The sequence below is a fragment of the Massilia phyllosphaerae genome (assembly GCF_034659755.1).
Taxonomy (GTDB): Bacteria; Pseudomonadota; Gammaproteobacteria; order Burkholderiales; family Burkholderiaceae_D; genus Telluria; species Telluria phyllosphaerae.
On the sequence record NZ_JAXSQX010000003.1, the window covers coordinates 335,121 to 351,559 of the forward strand.

Sequence of the window (16,439 nt, forward strand, 5' to 3'; positions counted from 1 at the left end):
CTTGATGCGTAGGGCAAGGGCGCGGATGCGGTGACTGTGCGATCTCAGGCTACCAGCGCGGCGTGCATCTGCTGCAGCTTGGCGCGGACCGAGGTATCGAGCACTTCATCACCGACCACCACGCGCACACCACCGATCAGCGAGGGGTCGACTTCGACCGTGGGGTTCAGCTTGCGGCCAAATTTCTTTTCCAGCGAGGCGACCAGCGGGTTGAGCTGGTCGGCCGACAGGTCGAAGGCACTGTAGACGATCGCGTCGGCGGCACCCTGCAGTGCATTTTTGAGCACGGCGTACTGGGCTCCGATTTCCGGCAGCAGTGCGATGCGGCCGTTTTCGGCCAGCATCGCGATAAAGTTGTGCGCTTCGGCATTCAGCGGCGACTTGACCAGCGACGCAATCGTCTCGGCCAGCTGGGCCGGCGTGACGTTCGGATTGCTGGCGAAAGCCTGCAGATCCGGGTTGGCGCCGATCTGCGCCAGTTCAGCGACGAGGCCGGACCAGGCGTTCAGGTCGCCGTTCTGGGCGACACGGAACAGCGCTTCGGCGTAAGGGCGGGCGACGGTTGCGAGTTCAGCCATGATCAGAGCTCGGTCGACAGTTGCGACAGCAGGTCGGCGTGGGCCGCTGCGTTCACTTCACGCTTCAGGATCTGCTCGGCGCCTTTGACGGCGAGGGCAGCCACCTGGCCGCGCAGTTCTTCGCGCGCACGCGTGACCTGCTGCTCGGCGTCGGCATGGGCAGCCGAGACGATGCGGGCAGCTTCGACGTTGGCGGTCTGCTTGGCGTCGTCGATGATCGCCTGGGCACGTTTTTCGGCGTCGGCGATGCGCTTGGCGCTTTCGTCACGGGTCGCGGCCAGTTCGGCGGCGATGCGCTTTTCGGCGGCGGCCATTTCTGCCTTGCCACGATCAGCTGCGGCCAGGCCATTCGCGATCCTCTCGGCGCGCTCGTCGAGCGCTTTCATCACCGGCGGCCACACGAATTTCATCGTGACGAACACCAGGACGAAGAAGACCACGAACTGAACAATCAAGGTTGCGTTCAAGTTCACGGTTAGATTCCTTCTTACAAAAACGGATGCCGAACCGGTTCGGGTTCGGCGCTTCAGATCATCGTCTTGAGAATCTATTAGCTGGTGAACGGCTTGCCGAACACGAACAGCATTGCGATACCAACACCGATCAGGAATGCCGCGTCGATCAGGCCGGCCAGCAGGAACATCTTGGTCTGCAGGGTGTTCATCAGTTCAGGCTGACGAGCCGAGGCTTCCAGGTATTTACCGCCCATGATCGCGATACCGATACATGCGCCGATAGCACCCAGGCCGATGATCAGACCGCAAGCCAGTGCAACGAAAGAAACGTCAGTCATGAGAATTACTCCAAAAGTAAAATTAAAAAACTAAGAAATTTACAACTTCTTTACTACCACTATCTTGTACGTCTTGCGATCGCGTCGGTCAGTGGCTCTCGTGGGCCTGACCGATATACACCAACGTCAGCATCATGAAGATGAATGCCTGGAGGAGCACGATCAGGATGTGGAAGATTGCCCAGATCGAACCGGCAATCACGTGTCCGACGATGCCGAACGGGGTTGCCATGGCGCCGAGCAGCGCAATCAACAGGAACAACAGCTCGCCGGCATACATGTTGCCGAACAGTCGCATACCGAGCGACACGGTGCGGGCTGCGTATTCGATCAGGTTCAACAGGAAGTTGAACGGTGCCAGGTAGATGCCGAACGGGGCCGCGAACAGTTCATGGATCCAGCCGCCGATACCCTTGATTTTCACGTTGTAGTACAGGACCACGGCCAGCACGCCCAGCGCCATGCCCAGCGGACCGTTCAGGTCGGCGGTCGGGACGATACGGAAGTGCGGTTCGCCCAGGCCCAGTGCGCGGAAGATGCCTGCGAACATGTCGACCGGCAGGAAGTCCAGGCAGTTCATCAGGAACACCCAGACGAACACGGTCAGCGCCAGCGGGGCGATGAAGCGGCGGTCGCCGTGGATGATCGACTTCGACTGGTCCTCGACCATTTCGACGACGGCTTCGATGGCGCCCTGGAAGCGGCCCGGTACGCCCGAGGTGGCGCGGCGGGTGCCGAGCCACAGGACGAACACGCCGACCACGCCCATCAGGATCGACCAGAACACGGTGTCATAGTTGATGACACTGAAGTCGACGATAAAACCTTGGTGGATATTGGTGAGGTGACCCAGGTGGTGGGTAATGTACTCGCCTGCGTTCGGCGCGTGCGCCGTCGCGGTTTCTGCCGTTGGACTCATCATTGTCAGTGCCTAAATAATAAAATAATGTAACTTTTAAGCGCCACGATGAACCCGCACAAAAGTGCCAGCCAGTTCAGATCGTGATACAGCCGCGCCGTTGCGATCAGCAGCGCGAGCGTTAAAGCAATCTTTACAAATTCCCAGATGAAGAAAGTGGCGGGGTTGGCACCGCCGACTTTCTGCGTACCGGCGAACAGGCGCAAGGCCATGATGCCGTTGGGTACGACACAACAGATTCCGCCGAGTACCGCCGATAACATCGCACTCCACCCACCGAGCAGTCCGGCGATGACGCCGGTGATCAGTGTTGCGATCATTTGCAGGGAGACCAAGCGCAGCATTGTTGTTGTTCTTTCGCGCCAGCCGTGGTGGAACCGTATTACGGAATGGTAATTACATGAATCAGCGGGATTATAAGGGGTGATAACAGCTACAGTCAAACTGTTCCGTCCGAGCGTATACCAGGAAGGAATGTAAAAACGACAAAGAAAATCGTGAAGAAAATCGGAACTTTCCTACGAAATTCGGTCTTTTTGCAACATCGCCAACAATCCGCGCGCTGCGCCGATACATACGTGGCATTGTTGTTTTCTGCGCCACGCTTGTGCACAACTGTGGTTTTATGCACAAGCGTGGGGAGGGATGCGGGCGCTCTGGCGTGCCCGCGAAAGGTCAGGTGCGCAGGCGTGCCAGCACGCTGTCGAGGATGTCGAGGTCGGCGAAATCGATGATCATCTGTCCCCTGCCCGCCTTGCCCATCTTGAATACGACCGGCGTCGCCAGGCGGTCCGACAGTTCTTCCTCGAGGCGGGCGATGTCGCCCGACTTTTCCTTCTGGCGTGCGCTGGCCGCCGGCGCGTTCTGCTCTTCCAGCGCGCGCGCCACCAGTTTTTCGGTTTCCCGGACCGACAGGCGCTTGGCGATGACCTGGTTGGCCAGCGCGATCTGGCTGGCGTTGTCGACCGCCAGCAGCGCGCGCGCGTGGCCCATGTCGATGTCGCCCGCCATCAGCATGGTCTGCACCGGCGACGCCAGGTTCACCAGGCGCAGCAGGTTCGACACCGCGCTGCGCGAGCGGCCCACGGCATTCGCCGCCTGCTCGTGCGTAAAATCGAATTCCGAGATCAGGCGCGCGATGCCCTGTGCCTCTTCCAGCGGATTCAGGTCTTCGCGCTGGATGTTCTCGATCAGTGCCATCGCGGCGGCGTTCTGGTCGTCGACTTCGCGCACCAGCACCGGGATCTCGTCCAGGCCGGCCAGCTGGGCCGCGCGGAAGCGGCGTTCGCCGGCGATGATTTCGTAAGCGACGCTGCCCTGCCCTGCGATCGGACGCACCAGCACCGGCTGCATGATGCCCTGGGTCTTGATCGAGGCCGCCAGTTCGGACAGCGAGCCGTCGTCCATGCGCGTGCGCGGCTGGTACTTGCCGGCCTGGATCTGGGTCACATGCAGCGTGGACGGCGCGCGTTCGGGCGCGGCCGGGGCGTCGTCGGCCATGCCGCCGCCGAGCAGGGCGTCGAGACCGCGGCCGAGCCCCTTGAGTTTTTTGGTTGCCATGATTGGATTCCGCTCCGTTCGACTGGGTTACATCGTCTTGATGCGCTCGACCATCTCGGCACCGAAGGCGATGTACGCCTGCGCGCCCTTCGACGAGGGATCGAAGGTCACGCCCGGGATGCCGTACGACGGCGCCTCGGCCAGGCGCACGTTGCGCGGGATGATGGTTTTGAAAACCTTGTCGCCGAAGTGCTGCTCGAGCTGGCTCGAGACCTGTTGCGACAGCGTCATGCGCGGATCGAACATCACGCGCAGCAGGCCGATGATCTTCAGGTCGTGGTTCAGGTTGGCGTGCACCTTCTTGATGGTGTTCACCAGGTCGGACAGGCCTTCCAGCGCGTAGTACTCGCACTGCATCGGGATGATCACGCCGTGCGCCGACACCAGGCCGTTCAGGGTCAGCATCGACAAGGCCGGCGGGCAGTCGATCAAGATGAAGTCGTAGTCGGCGTCGACCTTCGCCAGCGCTTCCTTCAGGCGGCGCTCGCGGTTGGCCAGTTCCACCATCTCGACTTCGGCGCCGGCTAGCTCGCGGTTGGCCGGCAGCACGTCGAAGCGCCCTGCCTCGCTGCGCAGGCGCGCACCCGCCACGTCGGCTTCGCCCAGCAGCACTTCATAGATGGATGCCTCCAGTCCGGCCTTGTTGATGCCGGCGCCCATGGTGGCGTTGCCCTGCGGGTCGAGGTCGACCAGCAGCACGCGCTGGTCCAGCTTGGCGAGGCCGGCCGAGAGGTTGACGCTGGTGGTAGTCTTGCCCACCCCGCCCTTCTGGTTTGCTACGCAAAATATTTTCGCCATGTATGCTCTTTACATATATACCGTTCATATCGTTAAAACGATTTATACGGTTTGTATGGTTTTAACTGTATAAACGGTTTATATCGTTTATACAGTTATTTGGAATTTCGTTTGCTCGTTCGGTTTTGCTCAGCTGCGCTCTATATAAACGAGGTGGCGTTCCGCACCCAGCCGGGGCACCTGCAAAGGCTCCACTTTCGTCACCTTCCATTCCTGGGGCACCCGCTCCTGCTCATCCTTTGGCGCCGTGCCTTTCAGGGCGATGTACCTGCCCTGCTCCGCCAGCAGGTGCGCAGACCAGTTGACGAAATCGGACAGGTCGGCAAAAGCGCGCGAGGTGATGACGTCGAATGCCCCGCCGGTTTTGTCGCTCGCCTGCAGCTGCTGCACCTGCATCGTGTACACGGTGACGTTGGCAAGCTCCAGTTCCGCTTTGACCTGGTTCAAAAACGCGGTTTTCTTGTGCACGGTGTCGATCATCGACACTTTCATGTCCGGGCGTACGATGGCCAGCACGATGCCGGGCAGGCCGCCGCCGGAACCGACGTCGAGCACATTGACGGCATCCTTGAACGCGGGCACCGCCGCCAGCGAATCGAGCAGGTGGTGAGTCACCATCTGCACCGGGTCGCGCAGCGACGTCAGGTTATAGACCGAGTTCCACTTGAACATCAGGGCCAGGTAATCCATCAGCCGGTCCTGCTGCGCCGCACTGAGGTCCAGCCCCATGTCGCGGATGCCTTCGGCCAGCAGCGTCTGCAGGCCTTGTCGATCGAAATTCTTCATCCGGTGACTTCCTCGGTGGGCGGCGCCTGGGTAAATCCCTTGGCGCCGCGTTTTTTCAGGTGCACCAGCAGCAGCGAGATCGCTGCCGGGGTCACGCCGGAAATGCGCGAAGCCTGGCCGAGGGTTTCCGGACGCTGCTTGTCGAGTTTCTGGCGCACCTCGATCGAGAGCGCCGTGATCTCGTGGTAATTCAGGTTTTCCGGCAACTTGAGGTTTTCATAGTAGTCGTGGCGTTCGACTTCACGCGCCTGGCGGTCGATATAACCTGAATATTTCAGCTGGATCTCGACTTGCTCCTTCACGGCAGGATCTGCGACGCCGGGACCGGCCAGCGGCTGGCCCTCGTTGCCCTGCATGCTCATCAGTTTTTCGTAATCCACGCCCGGCCGTCTGAGCAGGTCGGCCAGGTTGTACTCGCGCTCGATCGCCTGGCCGATCACGCGTTCGGATTCGGCCGCGGCCAGGATGCGCGGGTTGACCCAGGTCGAACGCAGGCGCTCCAGCTCGAGGGCGACAGCTTCGCGCTTGCGCTCGAAGGCTTCCCATTGCGCATCGCCGACCACGCCCAGCTTGCGGCCGATTTCCGTCAGGCGCATGTCGGCATTGTCTTCACGCAGGCTGAGGCGATACTCGGCGCGGCTGGTGAACATGCGGTAGGGCTCGGCCACGCCCTGGGTCGTGAGGTCGTCGACCAGCACGCCGAGGTAGGCTTCCGAACGGCCAGGGGTCCAGGCTTCCTTACCCTGGGTTTGCAGGGCGGCGTTGATACCGGCCAGCATGCCCTGGGCTGCGGCTTCTTCGTAACCGGTGGTGCCGTTGATCTGGCCGGCGAAGAACAGCCCACCGATCGCCTTGGTTTCCAGCGACGCCTTCAAGCCGCGCGGGTCGAAATAATCGTATTCGATCGCATAGCCGGGACGCAGGATGAAGGCGTTTTCCAGGCCTCGCATCGAGCGCACCAGGTTCAGCTGCACGTCGAACGGCAGGCTGGTCGAGATCCCGTTCGGATAGAACTCGTTGGTCGTGAGACCTTCCGGCTCGAGGAAGATCTGGTGCGACTCTTTCGACGAGAAGCGGTGGATTTTGTCTTCGATCGACGGGCAATAGCGCGGGCCGACGCCTTCGATCACCCCGGTGTACATCGGACTGCGGTCGAGACCGGCACGGATGATGTCGTGGGTCTGGGCATTCGTGTGCGTGACCCAGCACGGGACCTGCTTCGGATGCATGGCGGCATTGCCCATGTACGAGAAGACCGGGACCGGATCGAGGTCGCCCGGCTGTTCGCTCATCACCGAAAAATCGATGCTGCGGCCATCGATGCGCGGCGGCGTACCGGTTTTCAGGCGGCCCTGCGGCAGCTTGAGTTCCTTCAGGCGCGCCGACAGCGACAGCGCGGTCGGGTCGCCGGCACGGCCGGCGGCATAATTCTGCAAGCCGACGTGCACCTTACCGTCGAGGAAAGTACCGGCGGTCAGGACCACGGCGCGGGCGCGGAACTGCAGACCGATCTGGGTGGTAGCGCCGACCACGCGTTCGCCTTCGACGATCAGGTCGTCGACTGCCTGCTGGAACAGCCACAGGTTGTTCTGGTTTTCCAGGCGCGAGCGGATCGCCTGCTTGTACAGGGCACGATCAGCTTGGGCACGGGTCGCGCGCACGGCAGGACCCTTGGAAGAATTCAGGATGCGGAACTGGATGCCGGCTTCGTCGGTGGCGATCGCCATCGCGCCGCCCATGGCGTCGACTTCCTTGACAAGGTGGCCCTTGCCGATGCCGCCAATGGATGGGTTGCAAGACATCGCACCCAGGGTTTCGATATTGTGAGTGAGCAACAGGGTCTTCTGCCCCATGCGTGCGGACGCAAGTGCCGCTTCGGTGCCGGCATGGCCGCCGCCAACGACGATCACGTCGAATTCTGTCGGATATAGCATGATGGATTGTGCTGCAAGGAGGAGTTGCGGGAGTTAAGCCCGGATTATAGATTCTTTTTTCTATCGGGCTTCGACATGGGCTCGAAAACGACACATTTTGTTTCACGTGAAACCATGGAACCGACGTCCATATCGACCCCTCGCTGTTTCACGTGAAACAGTCAGAACCCCAAATGCCTGACCGTGTCATAAGCCGTCTTTACAATCAACACCGAGACGACCACGAGGAACAGCTTGCGCACGAAGCCACTGCCGTGCTTCAGTGCCAGCCGCGTGCCGATCAGGGAACCGCCAATCTGGCATACAGCCATCAATCCTGCCAGCTTCCAGATCAGGTGCCCGCTGTAGCCGAACCACAGCAGAGCCGACACATTGCAGGCGACGTTGACGACCTTGGCCGCCGCCGAGGCGCCCAGAAAATCGAAGCCGAAAAAGCGCACGAATAGGAACAGCAGGAAGCTGCCGGTGCCCGGGCCGAAGAAGCCGTCATAAAAACCGATAGCGGCGCCGACACCCATCGCCAGCCAACGCTCTTTCATGCCGCTGTGCAACGGCGCGTGAATCGAACCGAAATCCTTTTTCTTGAACGTGTAGACCGCGACCGCCAGCAAGATCAAGGGCAGCAGGCTGCGCACGAAGTCGCCCGGCACGCGTGTCACGGCAAAGGCACCGACACAGGCAAACAGGAAAGCGCTTACCGCTGCCGGCGCCGCCGTGCTCCACGCTACATTCACCCGGCGCGTGTACTTGGCCGCCGCCACCACGGTGCCGCACATCGATGCCAGCTTATTCGTACCGAGCAGCGTGGCTGGTACCTCTTTCGGGAACACGGCAAAGATGGCCGGGATCTGGATCAAGCCACCACCACCGACGACAGCATCAACGAGACCGGCAAGAAAGGCCGCGCAGGCCAGCAGGGTGAAATCGAACATGAGAAGGCGGAGGGAGGGAAAAGCGATATTTTACGGTAAGCAAACATCGCAACCGTCAGCTTTGCTGTTCCCTCCTCCACCTCAGGCGGCCGCTGCCGAATGCGAGCGGCTGCCGAGAAAATCGAGCAGCAGGCGATTGACCTGTTCGTGCGCCGTCAGCTGCAGCCAGTGGTCTGCGTCATGGATGCGCTCGAAGCGGAATTCGGTGTCGACGTAGCGTGCCGAGTCGCGCATCTGCTTTTCGCCCAGGGCCGGATCGCCATCGCTCCAGATCCCCATCACCGGCACGCGCACCTTTGGATAACCTTTGGGCAGCGCCAGCCCGACATTCGCGCGGTAATAGTTGAGCGCCGCCGTCAGGCGGCCCGGTGGGGACAGGTCGCGTTTCCAATGGTCGGCCTGGCCAGGCTCGCCGGTGAACTGGCGCATCATGAACCAGTCGCCGGCGCGCAGCGTATGCTCGGCGATGCCGGGCAAGATAAAACCGAGCACGTAGGTCATGCGCAAGTGCTGGATCAGGCCGGCGCGTGCGATGGCCGACGGGTGCCCGGTCGACAGCGCCACCAGGCGTTCGATGCGCTGCGGCGCCAGTGCCGCCAGCTGCCAGCCGATCAGGCCGCCCCAGTCGTGGCCGACCAGGCTGACCTTGTCGATCTTGAGCGCATCCAATAAACCAAGCACATCGCCGCGCAGCTTTTCCAGCGTGTAGTCGACAATGCTGCCGGGCGCATCCGTGCGGCCGTAGCCGCGCAAGTCCGGCGCCAGCACGCGGTAGCCGGCGGCGGCCAGTACCCCGACCTGCTTGCGCCAGACGAGGTGGGTGTCGGGAAAGCCGTGCAGCAGCAGCACCGGCGGCCCCTGCCCGGTCATGGTGGTATGCATGCGGATGCCATTTACATCCAGCATCAGGGATTCGTCGATCACGCGCGTCTCCTCGAGTAGGCATGGGCCAGTTCGCCGACGATACCGCGCCGGAACAACAGCACGCAGGCAACGAAGATCAGCCCGGTGACGATGCCCACCGATTCGCCCAGCGACGCAAACCATTCTACATGGGTCGCCCCGGCGAGGAAGTTCCCGAGGTCGCCCAGCTTGTTTTCCAGCGCCACGACGAGGAAGGCGCCGAGGATCGGTCCGGCCAGCGTGCCCATGCCGCCGACCAGGGTCATCAGGATGACGAGCCCGGACATGGTCCAGTGGACGTCGGTCAAGGTCTCGAAGCCGAGCACGACCGCCTTGAGCGCACCGGCCAGCCCGGCCAGCGCGGCCGACAACACGAAGGCCAGCAATTTGTAGCGGTCGACGTCGTAGCCGAGCGAGATCGCGCGCGCCTCGTTTTCCTTGATCGCGCGCAGCACCTGGCCGAACGGCGAGTGCACCGTGCGCACGATCAGGGCGAAGCCGGCGGCGGTGATCGCCAGCACCACGTAGTACAGAGTGAGGTCGCTGCCGAGCTCAAGCCAACCCAGCAGGCGGCCGCGGGGTATGCCCTGCAGCCCGTCTTCTCCGTGGGTGAACGGTGCGCGCAGCGCCGAAAAATACACCATCTGTGCCAGCGCCAGCGTGATCATCGCAAAGTAAATGCCCTGGCGCCGGATTGCCAGCGCGCCCATCACGAGGCCGAGCAGCGCCGCCGCCAGCACGCCGAGCAGGATGCCGAGCTCGAACGGCAGCCCCAGCGTCGCCAGCGCATGACCGGCCACGTAGCCGGCGCCGCCGAAAAAGGCGGCGTGGCCGAAGGACAGCAAGCCGGCATAGCCGATCAGCAAATTGAACGCGCACGCGAACAGACCGAAGCACAGCAGCTTCATCAGGAATACCGGGTAGCCGACGAAAGGCGCCGCCAGGGCCGCCAGCAGGACAAGGGCATAGACGATTTTCTTGGACATTATTTTTCCTTGCCGAACAGGCCGGCGGGACGCAGCAGCAGCACGATGACCATCACCACGAACACCACCACTTCCGACGCTTCCGGATACCAGACCCGGGTCAAGCCCTCGATCACGCCCAGGCCGAGGCCGGTCAAAATGGCGCCGAGGATGGAACCCATGCCGCCGATCACGACCACGGCGAACACGACAATGATCAGGTTGGAACCCATCAGCGGCGTGACGTTGATGACGGGCGCCGCCAGCACCCCGGCCAGGCCGGCCAGCGCCACCCCGAAGCCGTAAGTCAGCATCACCATGCGCGGCACGTTGACGCCGAAGGCTTCGACCAGTTTCGGGTTCTCGGTGCCGGCGCGCAGGGTGGCGCCCAGGCGCGTCTTTTCGATGACGAACCAGGTCGCCAGGCAGACCGCCAGGGAAGCCACCACCACCCAGGCACGGTAGTTCGGCAAGATCATGAAGCCGAGGTCGGTGGCGCCGGCCAGCATGTCGGGCACGTCGAGGGTCTGGCCCGACACCCCATAAAAGGAGCGGAACAAGCCTTCCAGCAGCAGCGTGATGCCGAAGGTCAGCAGCAAACCGTAGAGGTGATCCAGCCGGTACAGGCGGCGCAGCATGGCGCGCTCGACCAGGATGCCAAACAGGCCCACCGCCAGCGGCGCCAGCACCAGCATCGCCCAGTAGTTCAGGCCGAAGCTGGTGACGCCGATGAAGGCGGCGAACGCACCCATCATGTACAGCGCCCCGTGCGCGAAATTGATCACGTTGAGCAGGCCGAAGATGACGGCCAGGCCGAGCGACAGCATCGCATAGAAGGAGCCGTTGACCAGGCCCAGCAGCAGTTGGCTCAGCAGGGCCGGCAGGGGAACGCCGAAGAGTTCCATCGCCCTACTTCCACAGCGCGCACTTGGTTTCGGCCTTGGTGGTGTAGGCCTGCGCGCCCGGGATCGTCGCCACCACCTTGTAGTAATCCCACGCCCCTTTCGATTCCTTTGGCGTTTTGACTTGCATCAGGTACATGTCGTAGACCATGCGGCCATCCGGGCGGATCTCGCCATTCTTGGTGAACATGTCGTTAATGCGGGTCTTCTTGAGCTGGGCCATGACCTTGTCGGCATCGTCGCTGCCGAGCGTCTTGACCGCGTTCAGGTAGTTGGTGGCGGCCGAATAATCGGCCGCCTGCAGCATCGACGGCTGCTTCTTCATCTTGGCAAAGTAGCGCCTGGCCCAGGCGCGGCTAGCATCGTTCTGGTCCCAGTACCAGCCGTCGGTGAGGTACAGGCCCTGGGTCGTGTTCAGGCCGAGCGTGTGGATATCATTGATGAAGACCAGCAGCCCGGCGACTTTCATTTTCTTGGTCAGGCCGAATTCGTTGGCCGCCTTGACGGCGTTGATGAAATCGCCGCCGGCGTTCGCCAGGCCCAGCACCTGCGCCTTGGACCCCTGCGCCTGCAGCAGGAAGGACGAGAAGTCGGAAGCCGACAGCGGGTGGCGTACGCTGCCCAGGACGCTGCCGCCGTTGGCCTTGACGACGTCGGTGGTGTCCTTTTCGAGTGACTGGCCGAAGGCATAGTCGGCGGTCAGGAAATACCAGGACTTGCCGCCCTGCTTCACCATGGTGGCGCCGGTGCCGCGCGCCAGCGCCACGGTGTCGTAGGCGTAGTGCACGGTGTAGGGCGAGCACTGTTCGTTGGTCAATTGTGCGGTGCCGGACCCGATCGCGATGAACACTTTTTTCTTTTCACGTGCGACTTTCGCCATGGCCAGGCTGGCGCCGGAATTGGTGCCGCCGATCAGCATGTCGACGCCCTGCTGGTCGAACCATTCGCGTGCGCGGCTGGCGGCGATGTCCGGCTTGTTCTGGTGGTCGGCGACCACGAACTCGATTTTTTTGCCGTTGATGGCGCCCCCCATGTCGGCGATCGCCATGCGCACCGCTTCCGCGCCGCCATTGCCGTCGACGTCGGAATACACGCCGGACAAATCGGTGATCATGCCGATCTTGATGGTGTCGCCCGAGACTTGGGCCTGGGCCGGCAGGGACAGGGCCGCGCTGGCGGCAAGGGCGATCGCTGTGATGTTCATTCTCGTCTCCGTTGTAAAAAAATCGCTTGTCGTGTTCTTGCCTCGGTTCAGATGCCGAGCAGTTCCGTCAGTGCCGGCATGCTGGCCTGCAGTTGTGAAGCCGCAACCGTGCTGACGATGCGGCCGTGTTCCATGACATAAAAGCGGTCGGCCAGCGGCGCCGCGAAGCGGAAGTTCTGTTCCACCATCACGATCGTGTAGCCGCGTTCCTTCAGCATGAGAATGGTGCGCGCCAGCGCCTGCACGATGACCGGCGCCAGTCCTTCCGAGATTTCATCGAGCAAGAGCAGGCGCGCACCGGTGCGCAGGATGCGTGCGACCGCCAGCATCTGCTGTTCGCCGCCGGACAGGCGCGTGCCCTGGCTGTGGCGGCGCTCGTACAGGTTGGGGAACATTCCGTAAATGTCGTCGACGCTCATGGCCACGCCGTCCGAGGCGTTCCTGCCCTGCAGCCGCGGCGGCAGCATCAGGTTTTCCTCGGTCGACAGCGCCGAGAAGATGCCCCGCTCTTCCGGGCAATAGCCGATGCCGAGATGGGCGATCCGGTGGGTCGGCAGGGAAATCGCCTCGACGCCGTCGACCTTGATCGAGCCCGAGCGGGCACCGGTCAGGCCCATAACGGCGCGCAAAGTCGTGGTGCGGCCGGCGCCGTTACGCCCGAGCAGGGTCACGACTTCGCCGCGGGCGACGCTGAAACTGACGTCGTGCAGGATGTGCGATTCGCCATACCAGGCTTGGACGCCCGTCAATTCGAGCGCGGCCGTCATCCGTGCCCTCCCTGCAAGACCGCATCGGCACTGCCCATATAGGCTTCCATCACCTGTGGATTCTTCGACACCTCGGCATAACTGCCCTCGGCCAGGATGGCGCCGCGCTGCAGCACCGAGATACGGTCGCAGATGCCGGACACCACGTTCATGTTGTGCTCGACCATCAGCACCGTTCTCCCCTGCGCCACATTCTTGATCAGCGCCGTCACCCGGTGCACGTCTTCATGGCCCATGCCCTGGGTCGGCTCGTCGAGCAGCATCAGTTCCGGTTCCATGCCCAGCGTAGTGGCGATCTCGAGTGCACGCTTGCGGCCGTAGGGCAAGTCGGCGGTGACGGTGTCGGCAAAGCCGGCCAGGTCGACCTCGGCCAGCAATTCGCGCGCGCGCTCGTCGAGCACCCCGAGCGAGCGCACGCTGCGCCAGAACTGATAACTGGTGCCGAGCCGGCGCTGCAGGCCGACGCGCACGTTCTGCAACACGGTCAGGTGCGGGAACACCGCCGAAATCTGGAACGAACGCACGATGCCCATGCGCGCCACCCGCGCCGGCGGCACCCGGCTGATGTCGCGGCCGTTGAACAAAATCTTGCCCGACGTCGGCGCCAGGAAGCGCGTCAGCAAATTGAAACAGGTGGTTTTGCCGGCGCCATTGGGGCCGATCAGTGCGTGGATATGGCCGCGCCGCACCTGCAGATCGACGGCGTCGACCGCCGTGAACCCCTTGAACTCCTTGCTGAGCTTGCGCGTTTCGAGAATGATGTCCGCGTCGGCCATGCCGGTCGTCTCCTTATATTGTCATCTCCGCTGTCGTCTGCGCGGTGGTGTCGAGAATCCATTGCGCCGCCTGTTCGGCGATCATCAGGGTCGGTGAATTCGTGTTGCCGGAGGTGATCCAGGGCATGACCGAGGCGTCGACCACGCGCAACCCGGCCACGCCCTTGACCCGCAGGCGGCTGTCGAGCACCGACAAGGGATCGCCGGCGGGCCCCATGCGGCAGGTGCCGACCGGGTGGAAAATCGTGTTGCCGATCAGGCCGGCCGCTTCGGCCAGCTCTTCCTCGGTACGGTAATGCGGCCCCGGCTTGAACTCTTCGGGCCGGTAGGCCGCCAGCGCCCTGGAAGCCACGATGCGCCGCGTCAGCGCCAGCGCATCGGCCGCGACCTTGCGGTCTTCGGCCGTGCTCAGGTAATTCGGCGTGATCTTCGGCGCGACGTGACTGTCGTTCGAAGCGAGGCGCACATGGCCGCGCGAGCTCGGGCGCAGGTTGCAGACGCTGGCGGTGAACGCGGGAAAACCGTGTAGCGGATCGCCGAACTTTTCCAGGGACAGGGGCTGCACGTGGTATTGCAGGTTGGGCGTGGCCTGGGATGGATCGGAGCGGGCAAACGCCCCCAGCTGCGACGGCGCCATCGACATCGGCCCGCTCTGCGACAGCACGTATTGCATCCCGATCATCATCTTGCCGTACCAGGAAGCGGCGCTGGTGTTCAGCGAACGCGCGCCGCTGATGCGGTAGACCATGCGCAATTGCAGGTGATCCTGCAGGTTGGCGCCGACGCCGGGGGCATCGACCCGGGGCCGGATACCGTGCGCGTGCAGCAAGTCGGCCGGCCCGATGCCGGACAATTGCAGGATGTGCGGCGAGCCGATGGCGCCGGCGGCGAGCAGGGTTTCGCGGCGCGCCGCGGCGCTGAACGCCCTGCCCCCGCCCGTAAAGCGCACGCCGCGGCAGACCTGGCCGTGTTCGCCGTCCTCGATCAGCAGCCGCTCGACGTGGCAGCCGGTCATGATGGTCAGATTCGGGCGCCGCGCCGCCGGCCGCAGGAAGGCCTTGGCCGTGTTCAGGCGGATGCCGCGGCGCTGGTTGACGTCGAAATAGGCGCAGCCGGCGTTATCGCCGCCATTGAAATCGTCGATTTTCGGAATGCCGTTCTCGGCCGCCGCTTCGCGGAAGGCGTCCAGGATTTTCCAGGACAGGCGCTGGCGCTCGACGCGCCACTCGCCACCGCTGCCGTGGATGGCGCTGGCGCCGCCATGATGGTCTTCGCTGCGTTTAAAAACCGGCAGCACGGCATCCCAGCGCCAGGATGGATCGCCGGTGAACGCGGCCCAGCGGTCGTAATCGCCGGCCTGGCCGCGCATATAGATCATGCCGTTGATCGAGGAACTGCCGCCCAATACTTTACCGCGTGGATACAGGAGGGCACGGCCGCCCAGGCCGGGTTCGAGTTCGGTGCGGAACAGCCAGTCGGTGCGCGGATTGTCGATGCAGTAGAGGTAGCCGACCGGGATGTGGATCCACAGGTAGTCATCCTTGCCGCCGGCTTCGAGCAGCAAGACCCGGGTCTCGGGTTGGCGGGTGAGGCGGTTGGCCAGCAGGCAGCCGGCGGTGCCGGCGCCGACGATGACGTAATCGTATTCTCCCGCCGATTCCATGCCGCGCCTCTCGATCCGTATACGTCGATCAGGTAATGCCGCTCAGGATGCAGATCAGAACTTCGTGGAGGCAAGCTTACCAGATGATTAAGGTTTACAGGCACTCATCCGTTGTGGATAAGGGTTTGCATATCCACAGGTATCGATTGTGAGGAACGCCGTGTTTTTCCACGAGCAAAAATTTTGTCCAGTTTTTCCACCAGGCACATACAGGAACAGCACACTGCCTTATACGGTACGTAAACATTTGATCTTGTGAACAAAACCGGGCTTATCCACAGAGAATGGGGGGTGTTAACTATTACCATCATTCTGTATACAAGCTTTTGGTTGTAAACCTGACGACCTGCTTCGCGTATGCCGAAGGCGTGCGAAAAAAAAGCCGCCTCGCGGCAGCGTTAACATTGGCGAACCGTGCTGCTCAACTTCGCCGTCGAATTGGTTAACCAAAAAGCGGGCGTCACCGAAGAAACATATCCAGGCGCCGATCCAACTGCCGGCCTGGACTGCATTCGGGCTTCGACGGCCTTGCCGGCCATCTGAAAAACCGTGTTTACCAAGAAAAATCAGCGCCGCTGTGGATAAGCCCATGCATATCAACAGGATCGAATGTGCGGAACTGCCCTGCCCGTCCACAGCCTGATTTTTGTCCAGTTAACGTCCTCGCCAGACGCAAGGCTTGTTCAGCTGGTTCGAACGCAGGTAAACCATTGAGCTTGTGAAGAAAATCCGGCTTATCCACAGATAGGCAGGCGTTTACTATCACTACCAATTTATATATTTATCCAAGTTAACTAAAACAAAGACGCGGTGCGCGTGGACAAACGGCTGCGGCCATGCCGCGTGACTGCATGCTTTTGTTTGTCTACAGGAAGAACGCGATGCGAACTCATCGCAGGGAATGTGGTTAACGGCTGATCGAAGACGGGTTGTCGCACATGCATGCAAAACCAGGACGA

General features: G+C 62.3%; 18 protein-coding genes. 1 reads left to right on the plus strand and 17 read right to left on the minus strand.

The genetic code is table 11. From position 1 onward, the window contains the following. Positions 1-44 precede the first annotated feature (44 nt). From U1H99_RS14120 to U1H99_RS14200, 17 genes are all read right to left on the minus strand, one after another. The gene (locus U1H99_RS14120) at positions 45-578 is read right to left on the minus strand and encodes a F0F1 ATP synthase subunit delta (protein ID WP_141836419.1); all 534 of its coding nucleotides are present in this window, start codon (positions 576-578) and stop codon (positions 45-47) included. A 2-nt stretch (positions 579-580) separates the two neighbouring features. Further along, complete coding sequence (locus tag U1H99_RS14125) at positions 581-1,051, minus strand: F0F1 ATP synthase subunit B (RefSeq protein ID WP_323142365.1); 471 nt, start codon at positions 1,049-1,051, stop codon at positions 581-583. Between the two features lie 77 nt (positions 1,052-1,128). Next, a complete protein-coding gene (gene atpE / locus U1H99_RS14130; RefSeq protein ID WP_141836424.1) occupies positions 1,129-1,371 on the minus strand; it encodes a F0F1 ATP synthase subunit C in 243 nt (80 codons plus the stop codon). Between the two features lie 88 nt (positions 1,372-1,459). Next, positions 1,460-2,293, minus strand: coding sequence for a F0F1 ATP synthase subunit A (gene atpB, locus U1H99_RS14135; protein ID WP_323142366.1), 834 nt, complete (start codon positions 2,291-2,293; stop codon positions 1,460-1,462). Positions 2,294-2,295: 2 nt separating this feature from the next. Then, positions 2,296-2,634, minus strand: a complete 339-nt coding sequence (locus U1H99_RS14140) for an ATP synthase subunit I (protein WP_141836425.1) — start codon at positions 2,632-2,634, stop codon at positions 2,296-2,298. Between the two features lie 331 nt (positions 2,635-2,965). Then, on the minus strand, positions 2,966-3,850 hold the full coding sequence (locus U1H99_RS14145) for a ParB/RepB/Spo0J family partition protein (protein WP_323142367.1): 885 nt from the start codon (positions 3,848-3,850) through the stop codon (positions 2,966-2,968). Positions 3,851-3,877: 27 nt separating this feature from the next. Next, positions 3,878-4,648, minus strand: coding sequence for a ParA family protein (locus U1H99_RS14150; RefSeq protein WP_141836429.1), 771 nt, complete (start codon positions 4,646-4,648; stop codon positions 3,878-3,880). 129 nt (positions 4,649-4,777) lie between these two features. Further along, entirely contained in the window at positions 4,778-5,434 is a 657-nt protein-coding gene (rsmG, locus tag U1H99_RS14155; RefSeq protein ID WP_323142368.1) for a 16S rRNA (guanine(527)-N(7))-methyltransferase RsmG, read from the minus strand. Then, a complete protein-coding gene (mnmG, locus tag U1H99_RS14160; protein ID WP_323142369.1) occupies positions 5,431-7,368 on the minus strand; it encodes a tRNA uridine-5-carboxymethylaminomethyl(34) synthesis enzyme MnmG in 1,938 nt (645 codons plus the stop codon). The genes rsmG and mnmG overlap by 4 nt, the downstream gene beginning before the upstream one ends. Positions 7,369-7,529: 161 nt before the next feature. Beyond that, the gene (locus U1H99_RS14165) at positions 7,530-8,300 is read right to left on the minus strand and encodes a sulfite exporter TauE/SafE family protein (RefSeq protein ID WP_323142370.1); all 771 of its coding nucleotides are present in this window, start codon (positions 8,298-8,300) and stop codon (positions 7,530-7,532) included. 81 nt (positions 8,301-8,381) lie between these two features. Beyond that, positions 8,382-9,224, minus strand: a complete 843-nt coding sequence (locus U1H99_RS14170) for an alpha/beta fold hydrolase (protein ID WP_323142371.1) — start codon at positions 9,222-9,224, stop codon at positions 8,382-8,384. Beyond that, the gene (locus tag U1H99_RS14175; RefSeq protein ID WP_323142372.1) at positions 9,221-10,189 is read right to left on the minus strand and encodes a branched-chain amino acid ABC transporter permease; all 969 of its coding nucleotides are present in this window, start codon (positions 10,187-10,189) and stop codon (positions 9,221-9,223) included. Before U1H99_RS14175 ends, U1H99_RS14170 begins: the two co-directional genes overlap by 4 nt. Further along, a complete protein-coding gene (locus tag U1H99_RS14180; RefSeq protein WP_323142373.1) occupies positions 10,189-11,073 on the minus strand; it encodes a branched-chain amino acid ABC transporter permease in 885 nt (294 codons plus the stop codon). The genes U1H99_RS14175 and U1H99_RS14180 overlap by 1 nt, the downstream gene beginning before the upstream one ends. 4 nt (positions 11,074-11,077) lie before the next feature. After that, on the minus strand, positions 11,078-12,274 hold the full coding sequence (locus tag U1H99_RS14185; RefSeq protein ID WP_323142374.1) for an ABC transporter substrate-binding protein: 1,197 nt from the start codon (positions 12,272-12,274) through the stop codon (positions 11,078-11,080). A 47-nt stretch (positions 12,275-12,321) separates the two neighbouring features. After that, positions 12,322-13,041, minus strand: a complete 720-nt coding sequence (locus U1H99_RS14190) for an ABC transporter ATP-binding protein (RefSeq protein WP_323142375.1) — start codon at positions 13,039-13,041, stop codon at positions 12,322-12,324. Beyond that, entirely contained in the window at positions 13,038-13,817 is a 780-nt protein-coding gene (locus U1H99_RS14195; RefSeq protein ID WP_323142376.1) for an ABC transporter ATP-binding protein, read from the minus strand. The genes U1H99_RS14190 and U1H99_RS14195 overlap by 4 nt, the downstream gene beginning before the upstream one ends. Positions 13,818-13,830: 13 nt before the next feature. Beyond that, complete coding sequence (locus U1H99_RS14200) at positions 13,831-15,480, minus strand: GMC family oxidoreductase (protein ID WP_323142377.1); 1,650 nt, start codon at positions 15,478-15,480, stop codon at positions 13,831-13,833. 414 nt (positions 15,481-15,894) lie between these two features. Here U1H99_RS14200 and U1H99_RS14205 point away from each other — a divergent pair, with 414 nt between their 5' ends. After that, positions 15,895-16,023 (plus strand): hypothetical protein, encoded by a 129-nt coding sequence (locus tag U1H99_RS14205; RefSeq protein ID WP_323142378.1) that lies wholly within the window; start codon positions 15,895-15,897, stop codon positions 16,021-16,023. Positions 16,024-16,439 lie beyond the last annotated feature (416 nt).